Genomic DNA, 17,944 nt, shown 5'->3' with positions numbered 1-17,944 from the left:
ACAGTCGTGCGGCAGCAGTCGGTCGACCCGATCCCTGCGGGAGTGCCGTCGTTTCAGTCATTCGACCGGATGGGCACGGCGTTCGGGGAGAAAGGCGCCAAGACAACGGCGTTTATCGCCATGGAGAACCGTGGCGGCCTCACCCCGACGGTGCGTGCACGCTACGACGAGCTTGTCCAGGAACTTCGTGGCACCACCGCCGATGTCGCTTCCGCCCGCGACCTGGTGGGGGGATCGCCGATGTGTGTTGTCGAACTTGTCAGGATGTAAAGCCTGGGACGGGATCACGGTCGTTCTAGAAGTACTGGCCGACGTCGGCAATCTTGTAGGCCACCGGGTCATGCAGGCTGTGCGTCCGGATGTTGCGCCAGAACCGGTCCAGCCCCAAACGCGGGTGTGTCCCACGCGCCCCGATGACCTCGAAGATCCGGCTGCCTATAGACAGACCCGCCTCGGTGGCCAAGACCTTCACCCCCGACACCTGAACCATCAGCGAGGCCCGATCGGCGGGTGCCAAAGCATCACCCTTCTCCCAGATCCGCTGCACCGCGTGCGACGCATCGCGGGCCGCCGCGTCAGCGCCTTGTAGTTTAATCGCAAGCTCTCCAAAGGTCCGAACTACGTATGGATCCTGCGTGGCCTCAGAAACCCCCGCAGGGGTCCATGGCCGTGCGTGCTCCAGCGTGTATTCGCGAGCGGAGTCCAGCGCTTCGGCGGCAATTCCTATGTAGACGTGCGAGAAGATCAGTTGCACCAACGGGCCGAATAGGCTGGCGCGCCTATAGCCGAAAAAGTCGGTGATCACGCTGTTCGGAGCCCCCAACACCTCGTGCGGAAGCACTTGAACATCTTTGAAGTCCGTTGTACCGCTGTCGGTCCGCCGCATCCCCAGGGCTTTCCAGTCATTGTTGGGACGCACTCCCCCTCGGTCGGTGGGTATGACCGCTGTGATAATTCCCGACCGCTCGGGTGAGTCATCATCCTGCGCCACGCCAAACACCAGAAGCAGATCGGATCCGAGCGCCCCGCTACAGAAATGCTTGGTCCCGTTCAGCACGTAACCACCGTCGTCGCGTGGGGTTGCACGCACCTTCCAGTCGAGAATGTGACTGTTGTTCTCGCTCAACGCGTTCCCCGTCCAGGAACCCTGCGCCACGCGGCGGTAAGTGGCGTCGCGCTGCTCCGGCGAGCCGAGGAGTTCGATGAAGGCTGCACACACGAGGTGGTATCCGTAGAGGTGGCCAAGCGAGCCGTCGACCTTGGCAATCTCGCGGATTACTGCGAAGACTGAATCGCCCCGGGTTTGCTGGAGGCTCGGTTAGTTGGTTCCAGCGTTTGCGGGGACCGGGTTCTCACGGTAGCTGGTGACGGTGTGGGTCGACCAGTAGGCGCTCTCGTACTCGACGGGTGGGACGTGTCCGATCTCGCCGTGCAGGCGGCGGTGGTTGAACCATTCGACGTACTCAGCGACGGCGATCTCGACCTCGCCCACACCTGCCCAGCCGCCTCGCGGGCGCATCACGGGGTTACGGATGCATTCGGCTTTGAACAGCGAGTTGAACGCCTCAGCCATCGCGTTGTCGTATGAATCCCCTTTGGAGCCAACAGATGTCACCGCTTCGGCTTCGGCCAGTCGTTCGGTGTAGCGGATGGCTCGGTATTGGGCGCGTTCAATCGGTCGATGCAACACTGGGTTGTTGTAGCGAGTGTAGTTGTTCGCCAAAGACTTCGGCGGGAGTTTTCCATCCAAGGACTTTTCTAGGACGGTTGTTGAGGGTGTAGGCGATGGCCTCGAGGTCCTCAGCTGACCACCGCGACAGATCAGTTCCCTTAGGAAAATATTGGCGCAGAACACCATTGGTGTTCTCGTTGGATGGTCGCTGCCACGGTGAGTGCGGATCGGCGAAGAACACCTGCGTTCCGGTGTCCATCGCGAACTGGGCGTGAGCGGACAGTTCCTTGCCGCGATCCCACGTCAACGTTTTGCGCAACTGCTGCGGCAGCGCGGCGATCGACGCTGTCAGTCCTGCATTCATCGCGATGGCACCGTAGCCACCGAGTGCGGGCCCGTTCTTCACAGGCGGCTGCTCACCCCAGCCCTGCTGGCGTGGCAGATGCACCAGAAGTGTTGCACGACTACGACGTTCAACGATCGTGCCGATCGCCGATCTCCCAGTTCCGATAATCAGATCACCCTCCCAGTGCCCGGGGACGGCACGGTCCTCGGCCTCGGCAGGGCGCTGACTGAACACGACATCGGAGGTGACGTGACCCTGCGGCTTGTTGCGCGAGCGGGCCCGCGGCTCCCTCAGTGCACGTCCGGTGCGCAGGCACGCGACCAGCTCACGTTTGAGCGCGCCGCGGCCCTCGATGAACAGGGACTGGTAGATCGCCTCGTGACTGATACGCATGGATTCATCATCGGGGAAGTCGACCTTCAAACGCTGGGAGATCTGCTCTGGACTCCACGCCAGCGACCACCGCCGGTTGGCCCGGTGCGGTTTGTTAAGCCCCTTCCATGGCGGTGGCGTGGGGCCCGCAGCGATCGTGCCATCGGGACGGCGGACAACGCCGGCCAGGCGGTCCTGTACGTACTCCCGCAACTCGACGTGGGCCACGAGCTTCGCTGTTTTCGGGCGCTTGGCGGCCTGCTGGGCTTTCCACTGCGCCACCAACGCCCGATACTCGAGCTTCCCGCTCCTGGTTGCGGCGTTGCGCCGTAGCTCACGCGAGATCGTGGCCGGACTCCGCCCGATCCACCGTGCGATCTCACGCACCCCACGATCCTGGGCGCGTAGCAGCGCGATCTCTTCCCGTTCGGCGAAGGATAGATAGCGGCCCGAAGGCTCATCCAGACTCAGCGGCCTCATGCCGCCAGCGTGGCGGAACCAGCGTGTACCCACCGGCACCGACACACCGACAGCGATCGATGCCTGTGCCGTGCTCACCCCCGTCGCGACCACCCGCCAAAACTCACGTTGCACCTGCCGCGACGGCTCCGGCCGCCCCGGCGATCGCATCGCCGGCCGAAGTGCACGATCAGCACGCCACTGCCGACGAACACCTACCGCCACATCGCTGGTCCTCCGACTCCAGTCCGCCGTAGCCACCGCAAACACCTCCATGATCATGGTGTTGCGACGACCAGTTGAATCCGCCTTGCACTCCGCGGTCGGAGTGGTGGATCAGCCCGGCCACGTCGTGGCCGGCACGCGACCGTGCCCACAATCCCATGTTCAGGGCGTCGAGGGCGAGGTCGGTGTGCATGGTGGTCGAGACCTGCCAGCCGACGACCATCCGCGAGAACACGTCCAGGACGAACGCCGCGTACACCCAGCCCGAGTGGGTGCGGATGTAGGTCAGGTCCGCCACCCACAACGCGTTCGGTGCCGCCGCGGTGAACTGACGGTTGACCCGGTCAGCCGGCCGGGGTGTTTCAGCTCCCTCGCTGCGCGTGGTCTTGCGTGTCTTGAGTCTCGCTATCCCTTGCAGCCCATCGGCTTTCATCAATCGCTCGACGGTGCAGCGGGCAGCACTATGGCCCTGTCTGCGCAATTGGGCATGCACCTTGCGGGCACCGTAGACGCCGAGGTTGTCGGCATGCACCGCGCGGACCTGGGTAAGGAGCTCCCGGTCACGCACCACACGAGGCGCCTCGGTCTTCTGGGGGCTCAGGTGGGCTCGTACCGTGGACGGAGCGATCTGGGCGGACGTATCGCGCAATGCCGCACAGATCGGATCGACTCCGTGTTCATCGCGGTGAGCCGCGACGAACTCCACGATCAGCGCTGTGGGCGGTCGATCTCCGCCGCAAAGAAAGCCGAAGCCTGCTTCAAGATCGTGTTCGCTCGCCGCAGTTCACGGTTCTCCCGCTCCAACGCCGCGATGCGGTCAGCGTCCTCACTCGTGGTGCCCGGGCGGACCCCGCCGTCGATCTCGGCCTGACGAACCCAATTGCGCAACGCCTCGGGATGGACTCCGAGCTGATCGGCGATCCGCTTGATCGCACCTCTCGACGAATCGGGATCTCGTCGCGCTTCACATGCCATCCGGGTGGCCCGGTCCTTGAGTTCCTCACTGTACTTGCGTGGTGCTGCCATGCTCTCCATCCTTCACAGGTTCGAGAGCCTCCGACAGACCCGGGGCGGTTCAGACCGTCGGCCAATCTGCGCCCCAACCACCGTGCTCCTCGGGTACCGCGAGCGCCAGCAGACCACTTAGGCGTAAGTCCTCTTTCTCACGGGTGGCTGGCCCCCCATCGCGATCCCGTTCGACGATTCCCTCCCGCCAGCTTGCAGCAAGGTCTCGAGCCACCGCGAGAGGATCGCCCGCCCGCCGATCGGTGGCCGCCGCCGTGTCGTCGGTGACTGTCATTCGTATTCTCCAATCGCTGATGTGCCGGCCGCGCATGTACGCAGGCTCGTCTGCAGAAATTCCGGGGCCGACCAATCAGTCAGGTCGATCGCCTTATCCACCAGATCGTGGTCGACCAGGTACCGCTGTGTCGCAGCAAGGACAGTGAGCGCATCGTGGTCGAGGGTGGGTACTAAGTTGTCGGTGAAGTGCTCGCCGAAACCGCGTGTCACCGCAGTCTCGCTAACACCGAGGTTGCGGGCATGAATCGCGACTGTCTCGGTCAGATGATCGCGCGCCCAGGAGCCTGCCCGGACCACCGTATCCACCAGATGCTGCACGAGTGACGGGTTCTTATCGACGAGTTGCGCGCTGATTGTCCAAACGCTGGCGTAGTGGCTTGTCCTGTCCAAGCTCAGGTCACGCAGCGGTCTAACACCGGTGAGGTCTTCGAACTCCGCGGACCACGGAAGCCAGCTGAATAGCGCATCGACCGTCCCCCCGGCAAAGACTTGTGCCTGATGGGCCCCGACGGCGGGAAAGAGGTCCGAACCGTTCACTGATGCCGATGCGCTGAGTCGGTCCTGCGGTAAGTCGACTCCCGCCGTCTCAATGGGTACGAGCTCGATATCGTTTACTGTTACGCCGGAGTGACGAAGGGTGTGCTGCAGGGCTCGCGCCTCCCAAGTGCCCAGTGCGACGAGAGTCTGGCGCCACGGGTCGAGCTGTCGGTAGTCACCAAGGTCGCCGCGCAGGATCCGGATTGCCGATGCGGATACGCCGACACGATGCCCCGCCAGTTGCTCCGGTGCGGTCAGGGTGGGGTCGGCCGCGTAAAAGCCCAGCTTTCCCTCGAACAGGGTGACGCCCAGGAGGCGTGTGCGACCCGGTGCACGCAGGCCCTCACTCACCAACGGCGGGATCTCTCCGCCGAATCGGGTGTAAGCGGGATGATCGTAGGTGAAGTGCAAGGAGCCCAGCGGCCCTCCCAGCACGTCCAGATTGATGCCAGCCTCGGCGAGCAACTGCGACTCGCGGCCAACCAGCAGGGCGTTGGGAACAGGGCAGTTGCTGTACGCGAGGGTGTGGACCGCTGAGCTGGTGTCGGTCACAGCGCCGCCGCCCCGCTTGGCAGTTCCAGGCCGAGGTGGTCGCGCAGCGTTGATCCCTCATACTCGTCGCGGAATACCCCACGTTCTTGCAACAGCGGCACCACCTGGTCGACAAAGTCCTCGTAAACGCCGGGCAGATAGGCGGCGGAGATGATGAACCCATCAGCCGCTCTCGCATCGAAGTACTCGACCAGTCTGTCGGCGATCTGGGTGGGCGTTCCTCCCCACTGCGGGACAAAACCCACGTTCGTGCCATAACGCTTTCCAAGGTCGGCCAGTGTCAGATCCTCGCCGTCGCTCGCAACCGTGGAGAACATGTGGAGCATGGTGGGGATGTGCGCGTCCCCCAAGCTCGCGACGATGTCGGAGTACTTCGCGTCTAGGGGGAAGGCGGACAAGTCGATTCCACTATGACTCGACAACGTCGACAGACCGACCTCGGGGTGGACGAGACCGTTGATGTATTCGAGGCGATCGCGTGCGATCGCCTCGGTCTCCCCAAGTATGGGCATGACAGCTGTGAAAACCTTCGTGGCGTCGGGGTTGCGACCCGCGGCACTCACTTGCCCCTTGATGTCCTGGTACGTGCGCTGCATCATCTCCAGCGTCGGCGAGATGCTGAACACGGCGTCGGCCCACTGGCCCGCGAAACGTCTACCGCGAGGCGACAATCCGGCCTGGAGGAGTACTGGCTCGCGCTGACTTGAAGGGGGGATTTGCAGGGGGCCGCGCACGTCGAACCAGTCACCACGGTGATCGACGTAATGAACTTTCTTAGGATCAGCGAACCGGCCGCAGATCTTGTCCAACAGCAGCGCATCATCGTCCCACGAGTTCCACAGCTTACGTACGACCTCGACGAACTCGTCCGCGCGGTCGTAACGGGTGTCGTGTTCAAGATGAGCATCGATTCCGAAGTTCTTTGCCTCTGAATCGTTCAGCGATGTCACGATGTTCCACGACACCCGCCCGTCGGACAGGTTATCCAGCGTTGCCAGGATACGGGCGACGTGAAACGGCGGGTAATACGTGGTGGAGATGGTGGCTCCAAGTCCCAACCGGTCGGTCACGGCGGCCATCGTCGCCACCACCGTGGCGGGCTCGAGTGCGATCGCGCCCTGGCCGCCCAGTCCGACGCCTGTTTGCAGATCATGGCCGTAGCTGTCCTCGACTGCGAGAGCATCCGGAAGGAAAAGAAGATCAAACTTTCCGCGTTCAAGGGTCTGAGCGATCTTCTTATAGTATGCACCGGAAAGAAAATCGTTAGTTGCTGCGGATCTAGTGTCCTGAGTCATTAATTTCCGTTCGGTTGTTAGGCTAGGGAATGGCAACCCGGGGTCCGCGAGCAGTGGATATTGTTCTGACTGATGACGAGCGCCGTGAGCTCGAAGGGTGGGCGCGTCGGCGAACGACGGCCTCGGGTTTGGCGATGCGCTCACGAATCGTTCTCGCCGCCGCTGATGGCGGTTCGAATACTGAAGTGGCACAACGACTCGGCCTCAATCGCAGTACCGTGCGGCGCTGGCGAGGCCGGTTCGTCGAGCACCGCTGCGAGGGGTTGCTCGACGAACCCCGGCCTGGGCGACCTCGCACCGTCGACGACGAGCAGATCAAAAACTTGATCACCGCGACTCTCGAGACCACTCCGAAGAATGCGACACACTGGTCGACGCGGGCGATGGCCGAGCATCTCGACATGTCACAGTCAACCGTGTCGCGTGTGTGGCGGGCGTTCGGATTGGCTCCGCACAAACAGGATTCGTGGAAGCTGTCGAGAGATCCCTTGTTCACCGAGAAGGTCCGTGAATCACCCCTGGTTTGATGCCGCTTCCTTCTGAGTCAGGAAGGATGAGCACATGCCTAAGAAGATCGATCCGGAGGTCCGTTCGAGGGCCTTGCGTTTGCTGGAGGCGCACGGCGGCGAGTACACGTCGTTGACTGCCGCGGCAGAGGCGATCGCCAAGCAGGTCGGTGTCGGTGGGGAGACGGTACGTCGGTGGGCCGTGCAGGCCCAGGTCGATGCCGGCGCCCGGTCGGGGACCACGTCGAAGGAGTCCGCTGAGATCAAGCGACTCAAGGCGGAGAACAAGCAGTTGCGAGAGGACGTTGCCATTTTGAAAGCGGCGACGACTTTCTTCGCGGGGGAACTCGACCGCCGCAATCGATGATTGTGGCGTTCATAGATCAGATGCGCGCCAACGGTTTTGCGGTCGAGTCGATCTGTCGGGTCTTGCGTGAGCAGGGCTGCATGATTGCCGCACGAACCTATCGGGCGTGGCGAACACGCACGCCTGCCGCTCGGACCGTCTCCGATGCTCACGTCGTCGATGCGGTGCGCACCGTGGTCTGGCGGACCGGTGACGACGGCCGGCGGAAGATGACTCCGGAGGGCCTCTACGGGCGGGTGAAGATGCGCGCCCATCTGCATCGGACAACACTGCCCGGGGTGTCCTATGGCGCCGTTGATCGAGCGATGAAAGTGCTAGGCCACAACGGGATTCGAAGGTCCAAGGGAGTCCGTACGACCGTGCGGTCCGCTGATGGTGTACGTGCGGAGGATCTGGTGAATCGACAGTTCAGTGCCGTCGAGCCGAACCGGGTGTGGGTGACCGATTTCACCTACTGCCGGACGTGGGCGGGGTGGGTGTACGTGGTGTTCATCATCGACGTGTTCTCACGTCGGATCGTGGCGTGGCACGCCTCGACGTCGAAGACGGTGGAGCTGGTGACGGTCCCGCTTCGGATGGCGCTGTGGCAGCGGAAACGAGAGGGTCATCCGGTGAAAGCTGCTGAGCTGATTCATCATTCGGATGCTGGAAGTCAGGGCGGATTCAACTGGTCGTCGCAACACCATGATCATGGAGGTGTTTGCGGTGGCTACGGCGGACTGGAGTCGGAGGACCAGCGATGTGGCGGTAGGTGTTCGTCGGCAGTGGCGTGCTGATCGTGCACTTCGGCCGGCGATGCGATCGCCGGGGCGGCCGGAGCCGTCGCGGCAGGTGCAACGTGAGTTTTGGCGGGTGGTCGCGACGGGGGTGAGCACGGCACAGGCATCGATCGCTGTCGGTGTGTCGGTGCCGGTGGGTACACGCTGGTTCCGCCACGCTGGCGGCATGAGGCCGCTGAGTCTGGATGAGCCTTCGGGCCGCTATCTATCCTTCGCCGAACGGGAAGAGATCGCGCTGCTACGCGCCCAGGATCGTGGGGTGCGTGAGATCGCACGGTGGATCGGGCGGAGTCCGGCCACGATCTCGCGTGAGCTACGGCGCAACGCCGCAACCAGGAGCGGGAAGCTCGAGTATCGGGCGTTGGTGGCGCAGTGGAAAGCCCAGCAGGCCGCCAAGCGCCCGAAAACAGCGAAGCTCGTGGCCCACGTCGAGTTGCGGGAGTACGTACAGGACCGCCTGGCCGGCGTTGTCCGCCGTCCCGATGGCACGATCGCTGCGGGCCCCACGCCACCGCCATGGAAGGGGCTTAACAAACCGCACCGGGCCAACCGGCGGTGGTCGCTGGCGTGGAGTCCAGAGCAGATCTCCCAGCGTTTGAAGGTCGACTTCCCCGATGATGAATCCATGCGTATCAGTCACGAGGCGATCTACCAGTCCCTGTTCATCGAGGGCCGCGGCGCGCTCAAACGTGAGCTGGTCGCGTGCCTGCGCACCGGACGTGCACTGAGGGAGCCGCGGGCCCGCTCGCGCAACAAGCCGCAGGGTCACGTCACCTCCGATGTCGTGTTCAGTCAGCGCCCTGCCGAGGCCGAGGACCGTGCCGTCCCCGGGCACTGGGAGGGTGATCTGATTATCGGAACTGGGAGATCGGCGATCGGCACGATCGTTGAACGTCGTAGTCGTGCAACACTTCTGGTGCATCTGCCACGCCAGCAGGGCTGGGGTGAGCAGCCGCCTGTGAAGAACGGGCCCGCACTCGGTGGCTACGGTGCCATCGCGATGAATGCAGGACTGACAGCGTCGATCGCCGCGCTGCCGCAGCAGTTGCGCAAAACGTTGACGTGGGATCGCGGCAAGGAACTGTCCGCTCACGCCCAGTTCGCGATGGACACCGGAACGCAGGTGTTCTTCGCCGATCCGCACTCACCGTGGCAGCGACCATCCAACGAGAACACCAATGGTGTTCTGCGCCAATATTTTCCTAAGGGAACTGATCTGTCGCGGTGGTCAGCTGAGGACCTCGAGGCCATCGCCTACACCCTCAACAACCGTCCTAGAAAAGTCCTTGGATGGAAAACTCCCGCCGAAGTCTTTGGCGAACAACTACACTCGCTACAACAACCCAGTGTTGCATCGACCGATTGAACGCGCCCAGTACACATCGGTTACACTGACTGAGCGGCTGCGGCTCGAAGACATCGCCGCGTCGATCGGGTCGGTCGGAGACGCCTACGACAACGCTCTGGCCGAGTCGGTGAACGGGCTGTACAAGACCGAGTGCATCCGGACCACGATCTTCCACTCCGGCCCGTACCGGACGATCTCCGACGTCGAGTTCGCGACCGCTGGTTGGGTCGACTGGTACAACAACAGCAGGCTGCACTCGAGTATCGGCCAGATTCCCCCGACCGAGTTCGAAACGCTCCACTACGCTGGCCTCGGCCCCGAGGACCAGCCCACACTGGAGGCGGCACAAAACCCTAGGGTGATTCACCCAGCCGATCTTTCCCATGCTCCCGGGCACCCCGCAACGGGCCAGCCACGACTATGTGCGCAACGGCACCTCCAGTCTGTACGCGGCGTTGGACATCGCGTCGGGAAAAGTGATCGGTTCGCTTCACTCACGGCATCGGGCAACAGAATTCATCGGGTTTCTCCGCAAGATCGACGCCGAGGTGCCCGACGAGCTCGACGTCCACCTGGTCATGGACAACGCCTCTACCCACAAGACGCCCGCGGTCAAACGATGGCTGACCTCGCACCCACGATTCGTTGTCCACTTCACCCCGACGAGCTCATCCTGGATGAACCTCGTCGAACGCTGGTTCGCCGAACTGACCACCAAGAAGCTCCAACGCTCCACCCACCGCACCGTGAGAGCGCTCAACGCCGACATCAGAGCATGGATCGAGACCTGGAACGACAACCCCCGCCCCTACGTGTGGGTCAAGACCGCTGACCAGATCCTCGACTCCATCGCCCACTACTGCACACGAATTAATGACTCAGAACACTAGCGGGAATTATGTCATAACGTAGGTTATCGGCGAATCTTGGAGAAAGTCAGGTCATTTCGTCATCAATGACGAAACTGTGGAGCAATCACGAACCGTTCGGCCGTCGAGGCGTTCTCCAAGCTGATCCTGCGGAACGAGTACACCCTCTCCGACGTCGAGAAGGTCATCGCCGGGGACACCGATGCCGTCGACGTGCCACCCGACTAGACCCCGTCCAGCGGTAGGCCGCGACCGCTCACGGTCGTGGCCCATCGCCCCGGCCCCGCTCACACCCGCCACCTCGAGGGACCATCGTGACCATCACCGCCGAACTTTTCCCCCGCTGCGCCCTGCCCGGCTGCGCGATCCCCACCGACACCCAGGGCCACCCCTGCAGACAATGCCGCCGTGACCTCGGAACCCTCGTGCGCCACAACCCCGGCGGCCGCCGACGCCCAAACCGGCCGCGACCACGACGTCGCCCTGGCTTACCGGGCTTAAGAACAGCTACGCATCGCCGACGCCGCCGAACAACGCATCCCCCAGGCCGGTATGCAGGAGAAGCCCGGACAGTCCAGCTGGCTGTGCGAGGAACGCCGAAGGTGTGACATTCTGTCCGTTCCGTACCCGAGGAGTGCGAACGTTCTGTAGGTATCGCGCGACGGGCGGTGCGACCACCATGGATGCACTGCGCATCGTCGCGCGCCATGCCCGAACGCACCCCGCCCGATCGGGGGCCGACACCTCCTGGACGGACTCAATGACCGCACTCGACGCCGCGACCCCGTCGGCACCCGGACCGGGCCATTCGGGCCCGCAGGCCGAGGCCGAACTCGAACTGATCCCCGAATCCGCGAAGACCCATGACGTGCGCGGACAGTTCTGGATCTGGGCCGGTGCGAACATCGCGCCGATCAACTGGGTGCTGGGTGCACTCGGCGTCACGATGGGCCTCGGGCTGTGGGAGACAGTGGCGGTCCTCGTCGTCGGCAATGCCATCGGCATGACCATCTTCGGCGTCTTCGTCGTCATCGGTCAGCGCACCGGGGTCACCGGAATGGTGCTGTCGCGAGCCGTCTTCGGACGCCGCGGCGCCTACGTTCCCGCCGCCGTCCAGGCCCTGGTCTGCATGGGCTGGTGCGCGGTCAACACCTGGATCGTTCTCGACCTGGTGATGGCGCTGCTCGGCGAGATGGGACTCGTCGACCCGGACCTCGACAACAACGCCGCACGGATCGTCGTGGCCGCGGTCATCATGGGGATGCAGGTGACGATCGCGTGGTTCGGGTACCGGGTGATCTCCGCGTTCGAACGATGGACGGTGCCTCCGACGGTCGCGATCCTGCTCGTCATGACCGTCGTCGCGTGGGTCGGCCTCGACGTCGACTGGGGACAGACGACCGCTCCGGAGCTCACGGGATCGGCCCACATCGGCGCGATCACGGCGGTGATGACCGCGATCGGCATCGGCTGGGGTCTGACGTGGATCGGTTACGCCGGCGACTACTCGCGCTTCGTGTCCCGGGAAGTCCCGTCGCGCAGGCTGTTTCTCGCCAGTGCACTCGGGCAGTTCATCCCGGTCGTCTGGCTCGGAGTGCTGGGTGCGTCCCTGGCGACATTGAGCGACTCCGCCGACCCGGGTGAGATCATCGTCGACGCCTACGGCGTTCTCGCACTGCCGGTTCTGTTGCTGGTGATCCACGGACCGCTCGCGACCAACATCCTCAACATCTACACGTGCACGGTGTCGACGCAGGCGCTCGACATCCGCGTCGACCGGCGCGTGCTGAACCTGATCATCGGCGTCGTGGCGATGGCGGTCGTCGTCTACTTCGTGCTCAACAGCGACTTCGCTACCACCATCGACTTCTGGCTGGTGTCGATCGTCGGCTGGTTGAGCCCTTGGGGCAGCGTTGTTCTCGTGCACTGGTTCCTGATCGCTCGGCAACAGATCGACGCCGAGAGCCTGTTCGCCACACCGGCGGACAGCGTCCTGCCGATGGTCCGGCCGACCGCCCTCGTCGCACTCGCTCTCGGTGTCACCGCGACCTGGATGTTCATGTACGGGATGCTGCCGGCACTGCAGGGCCCCGTCGCCGTCGCCCTCGGCGGGATCGACCTGTCCTGGCTGGCCGGGGCCGTGGTCGCCGGTACCTCCTACTGGACCATGGAGAAGCTCACCGCCCCACGCGCTGCCTGAAGCCCGTCCCGCCAGAGCCGAGGCTGTCGGCGGCGACGACGGGCGAAAGCCGCCTATCGGGTCGGGGCGTCCACTAGGGTTCGGCCCAGCGGGAGGTAACGCGGCCTCCTGATGAGGAGGTTTCATGGCCACCGTCCAGACCGCAACCGGCTCGATCGATTCCGCCGACCTCGGGAACGTGTTGGTGCATGAGCACGTCTTCATCGTCAACGAGGAATTCCGGCAGAACTACCAGGACGACTGGGACGAGGACGAGAAGGTCGCCGAAGCGGTGCGCGATCTGGCGGAACTGAAGGAACTCGGGATCGACACGATCCTGGACCCGACGGTTCTCGGTCTCGGCCGCTACATCCCGCGGATCCAGCGGATCGCCGAACAGGTCGACCTCAACATCGTCGTCGCGACCGGCCTGTACACCTACAACGACATCCCGTTCCAATTCCACTATGCGGGACCCGGGCTGCTGTTCGACGTCCCGGAGCCGCTGGTCACCCTGTTCACGAAGGATCTCACCGAGGGCATCGCGGACACCGGTGTGCGGGCGGCTTTCCTCAAGTGCGCCATCGAATCCCAGGGACTGACACCGGGTGTCGAGCGCGTGATGCGCGCGGTGGGACAGACCAGCGCCCAGACCGGCGCGCCCATCACCGTGCACACCGATCCGCACAGTCAGTCGGGACTGGTCGCCCAGAAGGTCCTGGCCGAGGAAGGGGCCGACCTGACGAAGGTCGTCATCGGCCACTCCGGAGACAGCGTCGACCTCGACTACCTGATGAAACTCGCCGACGCCGGTTCCGTTCTCGGCATGGATCGTTTCGGGCTCGACCTCCTCCTGCCGTTCGACGAGCGCGTGAACACGGTCGCCGAACTGTGCAAGCGCGGCTATGCCGACCGCATGGCCCTCGCGCACGACGCCGCCTGCTTCATCGACTGGTTCGACCACGAGGCCAAGAAGCAGGCACTCCCGAAGTGGAACTATCGGCACATCAGTGAAGAGGTGTTGCCGGCGCTACGGGAACGCGGGGTGAGCGAGGCCGACATCACGACGATGCTCGTCGACGTGCCGCGACGCTACTTCGAGTAGCGCCGCGATACCGGCTCGGGGTCAGCGCAGGCTGGTCTGGTACCGGCGCATCCCGCGCAGCCACCGGTCGTAGTCGGCGCCCTTCTGGCGGTACATCTCGAGGACCTCGGGGTGGGGGAGGATGAGGAAGCGTTCGTCGGCGACGGCGTCGAGCACGATCGCGGCCACCGCCCCGGGCGTGAGCACCGTGCCCGCGGTCTCCACGGCGCGCTGCATCAGTCGTTGCTCCTCGGTGGCGGAATCACCGTCCGGCCGCAGCAGTTTGGTGTCGACGCCCATCGGGCAGAGGCAGCTCACCCGGATGCCGTCGTCGCCGTGGGTGATGTTGAGCCACTCCGCGAAGCCGACCGCCGCATGCTTGGTGACCGAGTACGGGGCATTGCCGATCTGCGTGAGCAGACCCGCGGCCGACGCCGTGCTGACGAAGTAGCCGGTCCCTCGTTCCACCCAGTCCGGGACGAGGCGCCGAGCTGCTCGGATGTGGGCGCGGAGATTGACGTCCAGCGTGAGATCCCACACCGCCTCGGCGGTGTCGACACCGCCACCCACACCCACGCCGGCATTGGCGAAGTAGAGATCGACCGGGCCGAACGTGTTCTCCGCCAGCCGAACCGCGGCGTCGATGTGCTCGTCGGATGAGGCGTCGCCGCCGATCGCGGTCGTCGAATCCCCCAGTGAGTCGGCGACGGCCAGGGCGCCGGACTCGTCGAGATCGGTGACGACGACCTTCGCGCCCGCATCGACCAGCGCATGCGCGATCGCCGCGCCGATACCCGCACCGCCACCCGTGACGATGGCCACCTTGCCTGCGACGTCCATGGATCTCCTTCGATCGCCGATGTGTGGGGTCCAGAGTTACCAGACGCGAGGGCGAAATCCCGCTCCCTGAGGTGCGAGGAGCGCAAGCGACGAGCCTCGAAGGGTCCCGACAGCAGTCACGAGACTCGAAGCCGATGACTTTTCCGCCGCCCCACGGTCTGACATCGTGACGTTCACCGCGAAGAGACGAGAGGCCACACCATGGGAAAGATCCACGTCCACGAATTCATCACCCTCGACGGCAGCTACGAGGACCCGAGCTTCACGATGCCGTATGGATTCGCCGACGGGATGGGCGAGCTGCTCGGCTCCTTCATGTCCGACTGCACCGGAATCCTGCTCGGACGCAACACCTTCGAGATGTTTGCCCCGGCCTGGGCGCACCGGACGGTCGAGGACGATCCCGGTGCGCCGTTCTTCAACGACACCACCAAGTACGTGGTGTCCTCGACCCTCGACGACGCGGCTGCCTGGCAGAACTCGGAGATCATCGGCGCCTACGACGCCGACCGGATTCGCGAACTCAAGAAGGATCGCGACCTCTACATCAGCGGCAGCGGCACCCTCGTGCGGGCGTTGCTGCGCGACGAGCTCATCGACGAGCTGCACCTGCTGGTGTACCCCGTGGTCCTGGGGAGCGGTGCCCGCCTCTTCGACGGTCTGGCCGATCTGCCTCTCACGCTCGTCGGCACAGACGTCTTCGACAACGGCGTCGTACACCTCTCGTACAGCTCCACCGACTGAGCGGTCGCGATCCTCGGCGGAGATGGCGCCGGAGTTCGTCGAAGGCGCAGCGGCCCTTCGTGGCTCGTCGCTTGCGCTCCTCGCACCTCAGGGAGCAGAGGGGGTCGCTCCTTTCGGACTAGGGAGCAGGGGGGCGTTGCGACGGCCCCGATGCCCCGTCGGCGAGGTCCATGGCGCTGAGGAGCAGGCGGGCGACGCGGGCGTAGGCCTGGTGCTCGGCCTCGCACAGTGCGATCTCCTCGTCGCCGAGCTCGGCATTGCGGGCTGTCGTCAGATTGTCCATCCACTCGCGCATCTCGGCGGCACAGATGTCGAAGAACTCGTGCACACGCTCCCGATCCCGGTGGCACGCCGCGAGAACCGTCGTCGGGGACAGCTTGTTGTCGAGCTTCTGGTTGACCCGCAGGAGACTGAGCAGGGCGCCGGGCAACCGATCGCCGCGGCCGCGATGATCCAGTTTCGGCTGGCTGCCGAGCCGCCTGATCATGTCGCCGCGGGCCGACCTGGCGAAGTCGTCCCAGCGCCGGAGGGCGGCATCGAGGTTCGCGGGACTGAACACCGCGACGTCGATCCGGCGCTGCGCGTACACGAGTCCGTTGCGCACGACCACCGCGACTTCGGGCCATCGCGGGGAGAACTCCGCGACCACCATCCCGAGCAGCGAGGGTGCGGGCACCGACGAGCTGAGGATGGTCACGATCTCCAGCGAGCGGGCATCTCGGGTCGGTCGTAGCAGCGAGGTGCCCGTCGACCGCAGGAAGATGGCCTTGCGCGGACTGACCACGGCGGGACGGCCCGCCGCGGTCATCGCGGCGCGGACCAGTTCGACGAGATGGTCTTTCGACTGCGGGATCACCCCGCCCTCCGCGGGGGCGTCGACGAATCGGGGCGGCGCGGTGAAGCGGAGTGTGTCGGCGTCGGTGATGCGTACGGTGTCGTCGGGATCCTCGCCGACCACGCGGCTCGACTCCGATGACCGGGCCTGGTCCCGCTCGGCGTCGAGATCGTCTGCGGGCAGAGGTGAGTGGTGGCGGGCGAAGGACGGGTCGCCGATGCTGACGAATGACGGATGGATGACACCCCACACCTCGCGCAGGGCCCGCACGGCGGCGTCGGCGAGGTCGGCGAACCGGAGGGGGTCGACCTCGAAACAGAAGGCGCTCCGACCTTCGAGCCGACACCAGCCGCGGTCGACGATGTAGGTGGCCTGTCGCATCCACCGGTCCTTGTCGGTCCAGGTGAGGTCACCCGCGGAGATGGTGCAGCGGAGGCGTTCGGTCGACCCGAGGGTTCCGGTCACCGCAAAGGTCATCCGTCGACGCCATCCCCCGGCGGCCGCCTCGACGATGGCGAGACTCTGACCCGGCAGGAGGCGTGGCACCCGGACCGCGAGAGTGTCGGCGAAGTCCCGCCAGGCCGCCTCGAGGACGGCGTCGAAGTCGGGGGACATGCGGGTTCCTCCTGGGCGGGACGTACGCGGACCGGATCCGAATAGTACGACGCGGAGCAGACACCCGGGGCGACACCCGTGACAGAACTAGCGGGGTGCCGAGTGCTCGACCGTCTCGTCGAAGACGGGGTGCCAGGGAAGGCTGTGCGCGGCGTAGTCGGCGCTCGTCGGCGCGGCCCGCGGCACCGGTTCACCGGTCATCGACCTCCATGCGATCGAGTTGACGATGCGGACCGTGGCGGCGTCGGAGATCGTCGGGTGCCAGGTGTCGACGGACTCGAGCGGACCCGTCACGAGCGGCGCGGCGAGGCGGGGATGCGCTCGTTCTCGTTCGGCTCGAGAGATGTCGCAGAGCACGCAGGTGCCGGGCGCCGACGGACGATGGCGTCGTCGCCGGGCCCACGCGTCGGCGCGCATCGGGATGACGGCCAGCTGCACGAGCGTCCCGAGTCGGCCGCCGTCCCCGACGGTGTGCGTCGAGGGGGCGAGGAACTGCTGATCGTCGAATCCACCGCCGGCCGGCCCCCGGTGCGAGGCGAGCGACGGTTGCGTGGGGACCTCGAGATAGTCGCCGGCGTCGAAGTCCGGCACCCCGGTGAACACCTCACCGCTGATCGCGTTGACACCGTCGACGCCGACCATCACCAGGAACGGATGCAGGTGCGGCGAGGAGAAATCCAGCCAGGTGGCCTCGGACTGCCACATCGGGATCGTCGCGTGTGCGTCCCCGTCGGGAGAGCCCTGGGCGAGGCGCAGGGCACCGTCGCCGCCGGCCGAGCCGCATCCTCCGACCGGGTCGGGGGTCCGCAGCGTTCGCTGGAACGTGACGTGCAAGCGCGCGTCGCGACCGAGTTCGGGAAAGGTGAACGTGAGCGCGCCGCGATCAGTGGTGATGGCCATGCGAGGGCTCCGATCGGTGACGCGAACCGCTGAGGGTGGCCTAAAGAATTGAACGCCTCGCCGGCCGCCGGCGCGATGGGCGGCGTCGAAAATCGTCCGCGCAGACTACGTGCGCCGA

The 17,944-nt window shown here is 65.0% G+C and carries 14 protein-coding genes, 5 pseudogenes and 1 other annotated feature; of the genes and pseudogenes, 9 read left to right on the top strand and 10 right to left on the bottom strand.

Annotated elements, in window-relative coordinates:
* Positions 1-6: 6 nt before the first annotated feature.
* Positions 7-270 carry an MMPL family transporter gene (locus AB4Z55_RS01815; RefSeq protein ID WP_004020624.1) on the top strand — a complete coding sequence of 88 codons (264 nt, stop codon included), beginning with the start codon at positions 7-9 and terminating at the stop codon, positions 268-270.
* A gap of 25 nt (positions 271-295) precedes the next feature.
* Here the strand turns inward: AB4Z55_RS01815 and AB4Z55_RS01810 are convergent, their stop codons facing one another.
* The 7 genes and pseudogenes from AB4Z55_RS01810 to AB4Z55_RS01780 form a co-directional block, all read right to left on the bottom strand.
* Complete coding sequence (locus AB4Z55_RS01810) at positions 296-1,219, bottom strand: acyl-CoA dehydrogenase family protein (protein WP_014928945.1); 924 nt, start codon at positions 1,217-1,219, stop codon at positions 296-298.
* 99 nt (positions 1,220-1,318) lie between these two features.
* Positions 1,319-1,666, bottom strand: a pseudogene (locus AB4Z55_RS01805) (integrase core domain-containing protein); the annotation flags it as partial.
* Positions 1,667-1,670: 4 nt separating this feature from the next.
* Positions 1,671-2,870 (bottom strand): IS30 family transposase, encoded by a 1,200-nt coding sequence (locus tag AB4Z55_RS01800; protein WP_101819295.1) that lies wholly within the window; start codon positions 2,868-2,870, stop codon positions 1,671-1,673.
* Between the two features lie 169 nt (positions 2,871-3,039).
* On the bottom strand, positions 3,040-3,780 hold the full coding sequence (locus AB4Z55_RS01795; RefSeq protein ID WP_014928955.1) for an IS3 family transposase: 741 nt from the start codon (positions 3,778-3,780) through the stop codon (positions 3,040-3,042).
* Positions 3,694-3,822 (bottom strand) — a sequence feature (AL1L pseudoknot). It overlaps the preceding gene by 87 nt.
* Positions 3,783-4,100: a transposase gene (locus tag AB4Z55_RS01790; RefSeq protein ID WP_004022138.1), complete on the bottom strand. Its 318-nt coding sequence runs from the start codon at positions 4,098-4,100 to the stop codon at positions 3,783-3,785. Its footprint overlaps the feature before it by 40 nt.
* Positions 4,101-4,370: 270 nt before the next feature.
* Positions 4,371-5,465 carry a hypothetical protein gene (locus AB4Z55_RS01785; RefSeq protein WP_004022072.1) on the bottom strand — a complete coding sequence of 365 codons (1,095 nt, stop codon included), beginning with the start codon at positions 5,463-5,465 and terminating at the stop codon, positions 4,371-4,373.
* Positions 5,462-6,760, bottom strand: a complete 1,299-nt coding sequence (locus AB4Z55_RS01780; RefSeq protein WP_068970850.1) for an LLM class flavin-dependent oxidoreductase — start codon at positions 6,758-6,760, stop codon at positions 5,462-5,464. The genes AB4Z55_RS01785 and AB4Z55_RS01780 overlap by 4 nt, the downstream gene beginning before the upstream one ends.
* A gap of 29 nt (positions 6,761-6,789) precedes the next feature.
* Here AB4Z55_RS01780 and AB4Z55_RS01775 point away from each other — a divergent pair.
* The 7 genes and pseudogenes from AB4Z55_RS01775 to AB4Z55_RS01745 form a co-directional block, all read left to right on the top strand.
* Positions 6,790-7,272, top strand: a pseudogene (locus AB4Z55_RS01775) (IS630 family transposase); the annotation flags it as partial.
* A 49-nt stretch (positions 7,273-7,321) separates the two neighbouring features.
* Positions 7,322-8,295, top strand: a pseudogene (locus tag AB4Z55_RS01770) (IS3 family transposase); the annotation flags it as partial.
* Positions 8,296-8,578: 283 nt separating this feature from the next.
* Complete coding sequence (locus AB4Z55_RS01765) at positions 8,579-9,778, top strand: IS30 family transposase (protein ID WP_101819295.1); 1,200 nt, start codon at positions 8,579-8,581, stop codon at positions 9,776-9,778.
* A 4-nt stretch (positions 9,779-9,782) separates the two neighbouring features.
* Positions 9,783-10,082, top strand: a pseudogene (locus tag AB4Z55_RS01760) (integrase core domain-containing protein); the annotation flags it as partial.
* A 43-nt stretch (positions 10,083-10,125) separates the two neighbouring features.
* A pseudogene (locus tag AB4Z55_RS01755) lies at positions 10,126-10,650 on the top strand (IS630 family transposase); the annotation flags it as partial.
* A gap of 739 nt (positions 10,651-11,389) precedes the next feature.
* Positions 11,390-12,829: a cytosine permease gene (locus AB4Z55_RS01750; protein ID WP_369519009.1), complete on the top strand. Its 1,440-nt coding sequence runs from the start codon at positions 11,390-11,392 to the stop codon at positions 12,827-12,829.
* A 124-nt stretch (positions 12,830-12,953) separates the two neighbouring features.
* Positions 12,954-13,913, top strand: a complete 960-nt coding sequence (locus AB4Z55_RS01745; protein WP_369519008.1) for a phosphotriesterase — start codon at positions 12,954-12,956, stop codon at positions 13,911-13,913.
* 21 nt (positions 13,914-13,934) lie between these two features.
* Here the strand turns inward: AB4Z55_RS01745 and AB4Z55_RS01740 are convergent, their stop codons facing one another.
* Positions 13,935-14,732, bottom strand: a complete 798-nt coding sequence (locus tag AB4Z55_RS01740) for an SDR family oxidoreductase (RefSeq protein WP_369519007.1) — start codon at positions 14,730-14,732, stop codon at positions 13,935-13,937.
* Between the two features lie 201 nt (positions 14,733-14,933).
* Here AB4Z55_RS01740 and AB4Z55_RS01735 point away from each other — a divergent pair, with 201 nt between their 5' ends.
* On the top strand, positions 14,934-15,476 hold the full coding sequence (locus AB4Z55_RS01735; protein ID WP_058253419.1) for a dihydrofolate reductase family protein: 543 nt from the start codon (positions 14,934-14,936) through the stop codon (positions 15,474-15,476).
* Between the two features lie 118 nt (positions 15,477-15,594).
* Here the strand turns inward: AB4Z55_RS01735 and AB4Z55_RS01730 are convergent, their stop codons facing one another.
* Together AB4Z55_RS01730 and AB4Z55_RS01725 are read right to left on the bottom strand one after the other, a co-directional pair.
* Entirely contained in the window at positions 15,595-16,926 is a 1,332-nt protein-coding gene (locus AB4Z55_RS01730) for a hypothetical protein (protein ID WP_064571441.1), read from the bottom strand.
* 87 nt (positions 16,927-17,013) lie between these two features.
* On the bottom strand, positions 17,014-17,826 hold the full coding sequence (locus tag AB4Z55_RS01725; RefSeq protein WP_004019699.1) for a hypothetical protein: 813 nt from the start codon (positions 17,824-17,826) through the stop codon (positions 17,014-17,016).
* Between the last annotated feature and the right edge of the window lie 118 nt (positions 17,827-17,944).

It is taken from the genome of Gordonia sp. ABKF26, from assembly GCF_041103195.1.
Lineage (GTDB): Bacteria > Actinomycetota > Actinomycetes > Mycobacteriales > Mycobacteriaceae > Gordonia > Gordonia terrae.
Note: the sequence above shows the minus strand (reverse complement) of the source record. Positions and strands in the feature narration are given on the sequence as shown.